Source organism: Pontibacter pamirensis (assembly GCF_010015475.1).
Classification (GTDB): Bacteria; Bacteroidota; Bacteroidia; order Cytophagales; family Hymenobacteraceae; genus Pontibacter; species Pontibacter pamirensis.
On sequence record NZ_ML974110.1, the window covers coordinates 42099 to 51817 of the forward strand.

The 9719-nt window shown below is 49.9% G+C and carries 8 protein-coding genes and 1 tRNA gene; 6 read left to right on the forward strand and 3 right to left on the reverse strand.

Features of this window, described 5'->3' with window-relative positions:
- The first annotated feature begins 154 nt into the window (after positions 1-154).
- From E1919_RS00630 to E1919_RS00650, 5 genes are all read left to right on the forward strand, one after another.
- Entirely contained in the window at positions 155-1975 is a 1821-nt protein-coding gene (locus E1919_RS00630) for a BamA/TamA family outer membrane protein (protein WP_162051422.1), read from the forward strand.
- Positions 1976-2058: 83 nt separating this feature from the next.
- Positions 2059-2134: transfer RNA gene (locus E1919_RS00635), tRNA-Met, on the forward strand.
- A 189-nt stretch (positions 2135-2323) separates the two neighbouring features.
- Complete coding sequence (locus E1919_RS00640; RefSeq protein ID WP_202915824.1) at positions 2324-3892, forward strand: ISL3 family transposase; 1569 nt, start codon at positions 2324-2326, stop codon at positions 3890-3892.
- Positions 3893-4001: 109 nt separating this feature from the next.
- Positions 4002-4682: a site-2 protease family protein gene (locus E1919_RS00645; RefSeq protein ID WP_162051423.1), complete on the forward strand. Its 681-nt coding sequence runs from the start codon at positions 4002-4004 to the stop codon at positions 4680-4682.
- 158 nt (positions 4683-4840) lie between these two features.
- Positions 4841-5452 carry a MarC family protein gene (locus E1919_RS00650; RefSeq protein ID WP_162051424.1) on the forward strand — a complete coding sequence of 204 codons (612 nt, stop codon included), beginning with the start codon at positions 4841-4843 and terminating at the stop codon, positions 5450-5452.
- A 29-nt stretch (positions 5453-5481) separates the two neighbouring features.
- Here E1919_RS00650 and E1919_RS00655 read toward each other — a convergent pair whose 3' ends face one another.
- From E1919_RS00655 to E1919_RS00665, 3 genes are read right to left on the reverse strand one after another with little or no spacing between them, the layout of a single operon-like run.
- Positions 5482-6357, reverse strand: coding sequence for a universal stress protein (locus tag E1919_RS00655; RefSeq protein ID WP_162051425.1), 876 nt, complete (start codon positions 6355-6357; stop codon positions 5482-5484).
- Positions 6354-8024 (reverse strand): BCCT family transporter, encoded by a 1671-nt coding sequence (locus E1919_RS00660; protein WP_202915825.1) that lies wholly within the window; start codon positions 8022-8024, stop codon positions 6354-6356. Before E1919_RS00660 ends, E1919_RS00655 begins: the two co-directional genes overlap by 4 nt.
- Before the next feature lie 17 nt (positions 8025-8041).
- Positions 8042-9097 carry a hypothetical protein gene (locus E1919_RS00665; protein ID WP_237143930.1) on the reverse strand — a complete coding sequence of 352 codons (1056 nt, stop codon included), beginning with the start codon at positions 9095-9097 and terminating at the stop codon, positions 8042-8044.
- A gap of 67 nt (positions 9098-9164) precedes the next feature.
- Between E1919_RS00665 and E1919_RS00670 the strand changes: the two genes are divergently transcribed.
- Complete coding sequence (locus tag E1919_RS00670; protein ID WP_237143931.1) at positions 9165-9356, forward strand: hypothetical protein; 192 nt, start codon at positions 9165-9167, stop codon at positions 9354-9356.
- Positions 9357-9719: the final 363 nt, after the last annotated feature.

Here is a 9719-nt window from a genome sequence, read left to right on the forward strand (position 1 = left end):
AAAATTGCTAAAGAGTTTATTCGCTATGATTTTTTGAGTTATTTCCACCTCAGAGGCAGATATTTGCTGTTCGAGTATGCAGCCTGCAAGTAAGGCTTGATAAACGCCACCATAACCATTTAACAATAAAACCATTTAACAGTTTACACTGCAAATGTACAAAATAGCTGTCTCTCTCTTCTGCTTTCTACTGTGGCTGCCCCTGGCGCAGGCCCAGAGCCAGCAGACGCCCCTGAAAGAGCAGTCAAAAGTACAGCCTCAGACCCAACCACAGAACCAGCAAACTGAAAAGCCGCTGCCTAAAGTTATGTTATCTGTGAGAGCCACAGAAGAGCAGGGAAAGCAGGTGCTCAGGCGCTACAATTACCGCAGTGCCCTTGCCGACTCCGCAGAAGCGCATAAAGAACTAAAGGCGCTGGTATACCGGCTGCAGCAGGATTCTTATCTCATGGCATCTGCCGATACGGCCTTCCTCCGCAATGATACGCTTCACGTGAAACTCCATGTGGGGCAGCCTTTGGAATGGGCACAATTACGCAACGGCAACCTGAGCGAAGGTATTCTGGTGGAGTCTGGGTTTCGGGAGAAGTTTTACCATGAAGCACCGTTCAAACCTGCCGAATATGTAAAGCTGCAGCAGCGCATTCTGGACTATGCCGAGCGCAGCGGCTACCCTTTTGCCTCTGTCTGGCTCGACTCCATCCGGATTAAAGGCAACAAAATAGAGGCGGCGCTGATGGTGGAAAAAGCCTTTGTGGTCACCTATGATTCGCTGCAGATAGTTGGCGATACGCGTACGCAGCCGAAGTTCCTGATGCGCTACCTGCAACTGCTCCCCGGCCAGCCTTACAACCAGGACCAGATCAACGCCTCACAGCGCATGCTGTCCGCGTTGCCTTATATTAAAGTAGCAAGGCCACCGCAGGTGCGCTTCGCACGCGACAAGGCACAAGTTCATTATTTTATAGACGACAGGCAGGCAAACCAGATAGATGGCGTGGTGGGCTTTCTGCCGGATCCGGTGCGGAAAGATAAGCTGCTGATTACGGGCGAAGCAAACCTGAACATCCGGAACATAAAAGGCTCCGGCAAACAGCTGGGGCTGCAGTGGCGGCGCGTCAACAAAGGTTCCGTTATCCTGAACGGCGAGTACCTGCACCCGAACCTGCTGGGAACACCTTTTGAGGTGGGCGCCAAGTTCAACCTCCTCAAGCAAGACTCCTCCTTCATTACAGTGCAGCCACGTATGCAGCTGTCTTATTATACACTGAAGTACGGTAAGTTTAGTGTGTTCACAGAATGGCGCAACTCACGCATACTCTCCGATGCCAGCCCGCAAAGCCTGCAGCAGTTTGACCTGGCCGATGCACAGACTACCACTTATGGGCTGAACTACCTCTGGAACAACTTGGATGACTTCTACTTTCCGAGGCGGGGCCGCTTAATAGAGATGCAGTTATCAGCAGGAGCAAAGAAGCTGCTCCGCAACCCAAGCATGGAGAAAAGCTTCTACGATACACTGGATGTGAAAACAACCCAACTTGGCCTGGCCTTGCGCCTGGAGAACTTTTTCCGGCTCGGCAAGAACAGCGCCCTGCTCGCGCGCCTGCAGGGCCAGGCGTTGCTCAACGACCAACTCTTCCTGAACGACATGTACCGCATCGGCGGCCTCTCCTCTTTGCGTGGCTTCGACGATTATTTCTTTTACGCCTCCTCCTACGCCGTCAGCACACTAGAGTACCGCCTCTTCACCGCCGCCGACTCCTATGTGCTCCTATTCTATGACCAGGGCTACTACCGCAGCGATTTGGAGCAGTCTGCAACAAGCGACATGCCATTTGGTGTGGGTGGCGGTATTAGCTTTAGCACCGGGGCCGGTATTTTTCAATTGGTGTACTCCTTAGGAAAATCAGATCAGCAGCCGCTATCATTTAAATATTCGAAGATACATTTTGGGATAACAAGTAAATTTTAGGGATCAGCATATTTTTGGAGGTTTTTTAGACGCATCGCTTGCATCATAAAATTCTTTAGTATACTTTTGCATCATAATAACAGTGCGGGGTGGAGCAGTTGGTAGCTCGTTGGGCTCATAACCCAAAGGTCACAGGTTCGAGTCCTGTCCCCGCTACCAAATAGAATCGCAAATCGTTAATCTCTAACGATTTGCGATTTTTTGTTTTTAGCTCCGGACAAATACCGGACAGAATTCAATCTCCTTTATTTTTTAGTGTTGTTCATCATTAATGTGGAGAATCCATATTGGTTCAGCGTCAGGTTTGGTGAAGATGGCCAAAAATCTGTTGAATAACGTTAAGCAAGAATGGAAACCAGCTTGCTTATACCACCTGAGTTTGAAGTATTAGCTACTTCCGTTACCGAAGCGAAAATTACCCTCCAGCTTCAGTTTACCGCTTCTACCGCTTACTGTCCCCTCTGCCACAGCTTAAGCACTCGCATCCACAGTTGTTATGAGCGGAAGTTGCAGGATCTGCCCATCAGTGGTAAAGTAGTAGAGCTGCGACTCTGCACCCGCAAGTTTTTCTGCCAACAGCAGGGTTGCCCCAGGAAAATCTTTGCTCAACAGCAGGAAAGCTGCCTAAAGCGCTATGGCAGAAGACTGCTTCGGGTATGTGAGCAGGTGGTCTCTATTGGATATGAAATGGGCGCTAAGCCGGGGGCTCGGATTTGCAGGCTTATCGGGTTACCATTGAGTGCTTCTACTGTGCTAAGAAACATCAAAGGGTGCCCCGCAAGTGAACCAGACACTCCCACTATTCTGGGTGTAGATGATTTTGCTTTTCGCAAGCGGGGTACCTACGGCACCATCCTGGTGGACCTGGAAAAAAGAAAGCCTATCGACCTGTTGCCGGATAGGGAAGGCAAAACTTTAGAAGCCTGGCTGCTGGCGCATCCTGGTGTTAGTGTTGTCAGCAGAGATCGTTCTTCTGTGTACGCCCATGCCATCACCAGAGCCTGTCCGGATGCTATACAGGTAGCCGATCGCTGGCATTTGCTCAAAAACCTGGGAGAGAACACCACCCAGTTTCTGGATAGGCAAAGGTCCTTGATCAGGGAAACAGCCCAGGAAGTTTTTGAGCAGGCAAGCCCTGAAGCTGCTCCAGCACTGCCAGAGAAAATAACCAGTGTACGTGTGGAAAAAAGGTATGCCCTCTATGAGCAGGTCAAGCAACTGCAAAGTCAGCACCACTCTATCAAAGCCATAGCTCGTCACCTGGGCATTTCCAGAAATACGGTAAAAAAGTATTTTCTTCAGCAGAGCTTTGTGCCTAAACGCCATCCACGGCTCTCCAACCTGTTAGCCTACGAAGCTTATCTGCGCCAGCGTTGGCAGGAAGGCCAGCAGTGTGCAAAGGCGCTCCTGCAGGAAATCAAAGAAAGAGGCTATAACGGCTCCTACACCATTTTGGCTGGTTTTTTGTCGCACTACCCCAGAACAGGAGAAGCATCTTCATTGCCCCCTGCTCAAAAAATCGAGAACTACTCTACTCGTAGCTTAAGCGTCGCCTTTTGCAAAACAGAGCAAGAATGGGCTGAAAAGCAAAAGCCGTTCTTGGTGAAACTACTGGAGAAAAGCTCCTTACTAAAACAGCTGTGGGAGCTGAACCTGGAATTCAAAAGCATAATGGCGCAGAAGAGAGGAGATAATCTGGAGACTTGGTGCGAAAAAGCTGTTCAACATGCTCCATTCAAAAGCTTTGTACAGGGAATCCGCCAAGACTATGAGGCAGTCTATCAGGCGATGACCTCCTGTTGGAGTAACGGGCAAACGGAAGGCCAGGTTAACCGACTCAAAAATATAAAGCGCCAGATGTATGGCAGGGCCAGCTTTGCACTGCTGCGCCTGCGCGTTCTGGCTAATTCACCATAGTAATCACCAAATCTGACGCTGAACCATCTTCTCCGGAATATACACTTAGACTAAAAAAGAACAGTAATAACACAAAGCTACTTTCATAAATCTCGTAACAGGTAGGGTTATGTTTGGAGTAAGCGATATACCGAAGTTCTTTCTTGCCTTTTTTCTGGTGCTTCCTGTCATCTCTTTTGTGCATGAGGCAGGGCACGTGTTTTTCGCCTGGCTGATGGGGGGCAGGAACATCAAAGTAACCATTGGCTCCGGTGATGTGCTGTTTAGGGTTGGGATGCTGGAGGTGCGCAAGTACTATTTCTGGTACGGCCTCTGTTCTTTTGATAACCTGAAGCGCAATCACCGTCTTGCTACCATCCTGATCTTTGCCGGGGGAGCACTTTTCAATGCCATAGCGGCGGTGGTGGTGATTTACCTTATAGAGAACAACGCTATGGAGCCGAATATGGCTACTTACCAGTTCACCTACTTTTCGCTGTACTACATCTTCTTTGCGCTGCTGCCGATGCCTTATCCCGGCGGGAACTACAGCGACGGAAAGATTATCCTTGACCTAATCCGAAATAAAAAAAATTTAGAGGAGAAAACATTTCGGGTGCAGTGGCACGAGGAAAAGAAGCAATGGTGTGTGCTGAACCATGATGGGGAACTGGTACAGGCGTTCGATGATGAGGAGCAGGCGCTTGCCAAAGCACATGAAGTAGCACAAGGCAACCGGCCCAGCCGCCTGGTTAACAGCCAAAACGGCAAGGAGGTGGAGGTGCAGAACTATCCGAGAGTACCGCTGTAACCGTTTAGTTTAAGCCAACGGCCCTAGCAACTGCTTTACGTTAAGCTTTTGCCCTCCTGGCTATAACGGCTTTGCCTAGGCTATACAAAATTTACCTTTCTAAAATTCTATCTTCGTACTGTCCCACAGGGATTAGATATCTAACTTATACTTGATTTATGATTGCAGCCATCTTCAGTTTTCTCGTTATGCTCAACCCATTTGCGCTTTTTCTGTACCTGAAGCCTGTGATGAACGATTTGTCGGACACAGATTTCCGGACGGTGTTTCTGAAGGCAACGACTATCTCCTTTTTTATCTTCCTGGTGTTTTTGCTTTTCGGCGACATCGTGTTTCAGAAGGTGTTCCGCATCAACTTTGAATCCTTTCGGATCTTTGGCGGCATCGTGCTCTTCTCCTTTGCCTATGTTTTTATCGTGCAGGGGAAAAAAGCCTTTATCCAGATCAAAGGTGACCTGCATGATCTGGCCTCTGAGATTGCCTTGCCTTTTATGGTGGGCGCAGGCACCATCTCCCTTACTATCCTGATGTCGGAGCAGCTGGAGCTGTGGCAGGGTGTGGTGTCGCTGGTACTTATCATGCTTACCAACTTCATCATTATTATGGGCCTTAAGCAAATCCGCCGCGGGATGCGCTCCAAAAGTGTGCAGACTGCCTTTGACAAGAACATGGAGCTGCTCTTGCGCATCAACGGCTTTTTCCTCGGCGCCATCGGGGTAGACATGGTGGTAGCCGGCATCAGCAACCTCATCACTGCTGCGCAGGCCTAGGAACGGCCTGTTAAAGCCTTCCTACTGCGCTACTTGATCACCGCCTCAGAATACACCAGCCAGAGCGGGGTGTCGATGTCCATGTTGTATATCTTTGTTGGCACGCTGCCCAGGCTGAGTGACGGTATGGGGTTGCTTCCCTTCAGGCCGAGCACCAGCAAATCGTACTTTCCTTTGCGCAGCTGCAGGGAAATCCGCTCGGCCGTGCTTTTCCCGGCGGCACGAACCAGGGTATAAGGAACACCGGTTACTTCCTTGTGCCGTTTCTGAAGCTCCCTGAACCTTCCGTTTACCACCTCTTCCGCTTTCTTAACGGCCTTCTCCTCTGATATCAGCGGGAAGTACTGCGTGGGCAGTTTATACACGTGCATAATCTCCAGGTTCAGCCCGAGCTGGTCTGAAAGGCTTTTGCTAAGCCGCAGCGCGTGCACTGAAGCGTCAGAGAAGTCTATCGGTGTCAGGACCCGCTCTATATTGAACCTGGCTGTTTCCGGGAAAACAAGAATGCTGCAGGGCAGGATGCGCAGCAGCTTAGTACCCAGGGCACCTGTGCTTTTATTGCTCATCCGTTTGCCAAGCAGTGTCAGTTTTACATCATACCGCTTTACCAGGTCAGCCATCATCACCTCGGTGTTCGGCTCTTCGCTCACCAGTATCTCATGGTCGCAGCCCCCGGCAAAATGCTCCGCGACGATGTCGGCTATATTAGCCTCCACCTCTTGACTCAGATCCACATCACCGAAAGTTTCCCGGAAATCCTCGCTCAGCTCAGATGTCTTGATATTATGAACAAAATAGACCTTTTTCACCGGCAGGCGCTCACATACCGAGCGGGTGAAGGCCACCAGCTTTTCATCTATATCACTTAGGTCCAGGCAGACCATCATGGCATCTATTGCAATCATAGGTTTTGTTCAGTTTTTGAAGGTGGTGGTACATCTCTTTTCCTTTCAGATGCGCTGTGCTCCTGCTTTGTCGCTCGCTTCGCCAGCATCTCAGCCATTAACTGCTGGTAGTCTTTCCGTTGCTGTGCTGTATTCAGCTTGTTTTCTTCTTCCATCTCTTCGCTTAGCCCCTTGTACAGGCTATAGCACATCGAGAGCAGAATAAGCGCAAAGGGCAAACCTGTGATGATTACAGCCGTTTGCAGGGCCTGTAAGCCCCCGCCAAGCAAGAGTACTGCGGCCACAGCGCCACCTGCCAATGCCCAAAAAATACGCAAGCCCACTGAAGGATTTGGATTACCGCCCGAGGTAAGGCTTACCACCACCAACGAACCGGAGTCGGAGGAGGTAACAAAAAAGCCGGCTATCAGCAGCACTCCAATCACAGATAATATGGTGGAGAAGGGCAGCTGTTCAAAGAATATGAACAAGGCCGTGGAAATATCTGCTGCCACAGCATCGGCAATAGCCGTGTTGCCGGCCAGTGTTTCGCGCAGCGCCGTGCTGCCGAAAGCGGTCATCCACAGGAAAGAGAGGAGGGAGGGGGCTATGAGTACACCCAGTATAAACTCCTTGATGGTTCTGCCCTTAGATACCCGCGCAATGAAAATACCCACAAATGGTGCCCATGAAATCCACCAGGCCCAGTAGAAAACTGTCCAGGTGCCCTGCCAGTTGTTAGAGGAGAAAGCTTCATTCCAGAACGAGAGCTGCATAAAGTTACCCATGTAGGAGCCAATGTTCTGCACGTAAGAGCCCAGTATAAAAACAGTTGGCCCCAGTACCAGCACCGCCACCAGTATTAACAATGCAATGCGTATATTCCACTCACTCAGGATGCGCACACCCTTATCGACCCCGGTTGCCACAGATACAGTGGCAATACCGGTGATCACAGCAATAAGTATAATCTGGGTGGTGATGTTGTTTACAATGGCTGGAAATACATGGCTAAGTCCTGCAGCCACCTGCTGCACACCTAGTCCCAACGAGGTTGCCAGACCGAAAAGAGTTGCAATTACAGCCAGCGTATCGATAATGTGCCCTGCTACACCATGAATCCGCTCGCCCAGAAAAGGATAGAAGGCAGAGCGCACTGTTAGCGGTAGTTGCCGGTTGTAAGTAAAGTATGCTAGCGCTAGCGCTACCAGTGCATAAATAGCCCAGGCGTGCAGTCCCCAGTGCAGGAACGTATAGTTCATGGCTTGCCGGGCGGCGGCGGGTGTGCCAGGCTCCCCAAGTGGGGGTGTCTGGAAATGGTTGATTGGCTCAGCAATGCTCCAGAAAAGTAAGCCGATACCCATGCCCGCACTGAAGAGCATGGCAAACCAGGCGGAGGTGGTAAACTCAGGTTTGGCGTCCTTGCCGCCTAATCTTATCCCACCAAATCGGCTGAAGGCCAAAAACAGGCAGAAAGCTACAAATACGTTCACGCTGAGTATAAATAGCCAACCCATGTTAGCCGTTACAGCCGTCTGTACATCGCTGAATATCGCCTCGGCACTCTCCCGGAAAATAAGCACCAAAGCGATGCTGATCACCAGAAAAACAATGGATGACCAAAATACAGGGCCATTTACCTCCAGGCCCAGTGACTTCTTTGTATCGCTTCTAGTTACTTTACTCATCAATCAGAAATTTTAAATCAGAAATAATACCCCATGTTTATGTTAAAGCGCAAGTGCCAGTCTGTGTCTCCGGGTGTGCCGAAGGCAAGGGCGTTTGTCCACTCGGGGCCGAGCCAGGGTTGGTTATACCCGAATGCTGCATCGGTATAGATGTACATCGGACCGGCGGTGAACAAGGCACCCAGCACGTTCATATGGGTGTTCTCAAAGCCACTTACACGCTTGTTGTAGTAGCCATAGTTGTTGTAGAAGGTGATGCCCTGCAGCAGGCGCGTGTCGAGGGGCAGGTGATAGGCTAAACTGGCGGTGTACATCTCACCTTTGGAGGCCACGTTGTAGTTCGCGCCGTAGGCCCCCATTTCTACAAAATTCAGGTCCTCCCCGGCTGCGTATTGTGGGTTCATGCGGTAGAGCATTGCCTGTAGCTTTACATTCCAGGGGCTGTAGGCAGGTTTGTACTCATAATGTACGGCGGCAGCGTACCTGGTGCCGTTTCGCTCTGTGTCCAGGTTATAAAGGAGCCCGCCCTGAAGGGAAGCCCCCAGTTCATGGGCAAGGCTGTCGCCCAGGCGCCGCACCAGCTTGAAGTCCAGTTGGTTGTTCTCTTTGTTGCGCCCGGTGATATCGTAGGAGTAGCGGTTGGGGCTGGGCTCCGCCAAGCCAAACACAAACTCCTCAGCGCTTTTATAATAGGCTGCCTGCCATTGCCACCTGCCGTTGTCGTGTATGTATTTTACGCCCATGTCATGGTCATCCTCGAAACCCACATAGTAGGTGATGTTAAAGAACCAGTTGTTGGAGTTGTACTGCTGAATACCGAAAGGCACCTGGTTCAGCCCGACCTGTATCTGCGACCTTTCGGAGAAGTCATGCTGAAACCAGCCCTGCTTCAGGAAAGCGCCGCCAAAGGCCTGTGAGTAATGTCTGAACTCAGCGTTCAACTTAATGCCTTTGTACTCTGACTCCACATTGATACGGAATACATCATAGCCAAAGTCGCCGCCCCGCTCCAGCTGGTCTTCTTTCCAGGTGGAAAGGTTGTAGTTAAAGCGCAGGGCCCCGCCTATTTTCAAAGTCGGTTTCTCCTCGACCTTTTCTGCAGGGTATTGTGCGTAGCATAAGGTGCTGATGAAGCAAGTAATGAACAGTAAAAGTATTCTACTCATTCGTAAGGGTATGTTAGAACCTAAAGAAATCCCTCATGAGTTGGACGGTTTTAAAACGGAAATGTTGTTAGGAGTGCGAGAAGTGCTTTTTATATCTGTTGTAGGTATTTATGAAAAAGCAGTTTATGGTTGTAAACCCGCTGCACCTTGTGTGCCTCGTCCATAAATAGGTTGACGCTGGTCTCGTCCTGGAAAAAATTGACGATTTTGAATGAATGATAAAATCAATAAAGCAATACCGGCTATAGCTTGTCAACTGTATTCATTTACTCTTCGATTGTCTAGTTGAATACGGAATTAGCTTGACGCTAGCGCTGTTTCTTTTTCATTTAATTACTACTACTACTACTACTACTGACTTGTGGTTAACTCTGCAGGAGTTATCCATAAATCCACAGCTTTCTGGCTCATATGCCATCAGCTTTACCGACCAATGACTTATTCTTCCACTGCTTCACTAAAGGCTCTTCCACCTGGTGGGCCTGTGAGGGAGTCAGGTAACCACAGCTCATGTGAGGACGAAGGGTAT

What these genes read in the sequence shown, in the direction of transcription:
- E1919_RS00640 (WP_202915824.1), top strand. Translation starts at nt 2,324, where the DNA reads ATGGAAACCAGCTTGCTTATACCACCTGAGTTTGAAGTATTAGCTACT.
- E1919_RS00630 (WP_162051422.1), top strand. Translation starts at nt 155, where the DNA reads ATGTACAAAATAGCTGTCTCTCTCTTCTGCTTTCTACTGTGGCTGCCC.
- E1919_RS00655 (WP_162051425.1), bottom strand. Translation starts at nt 6,357, where the DNA reads ATGATTGCAATAGATGCCATGATGGTCTGCCTGGACCTAAGTGATATA.
- E1919_RS00660 (WP_202915825.1), bottom strand. Translation starts at nt 8,024, where the DNA reads ATGAGTAAAGTAACTAGAAGCGATACAAAGAAGTCACTGGGCCTGGAG.
- E1919_RS00645 (WP_162051423.1), top strand. Translation starts at nt 4,002, where the DNA reads ATGTTTGGAGTAAGCGATATACCGAAGTTCTTTCTTGCCTTTTTTCTG.
- E1919_RS00670 (WP_237143931.1), top strand. Translation starts at nt 9,165, where the DNA reads ATGAACAGTAAAAGTATTCTACTCATTCGTAAGGGTATGTTAGAACCT.
- E1919_RS00650 (WP_162051424.1), top strand. Translation starts at nt 4,841, where the DNA reads ATGATTGCAGCCATCTTCAGTTTTCTCGTTATGCTCAACCCATTTGCG.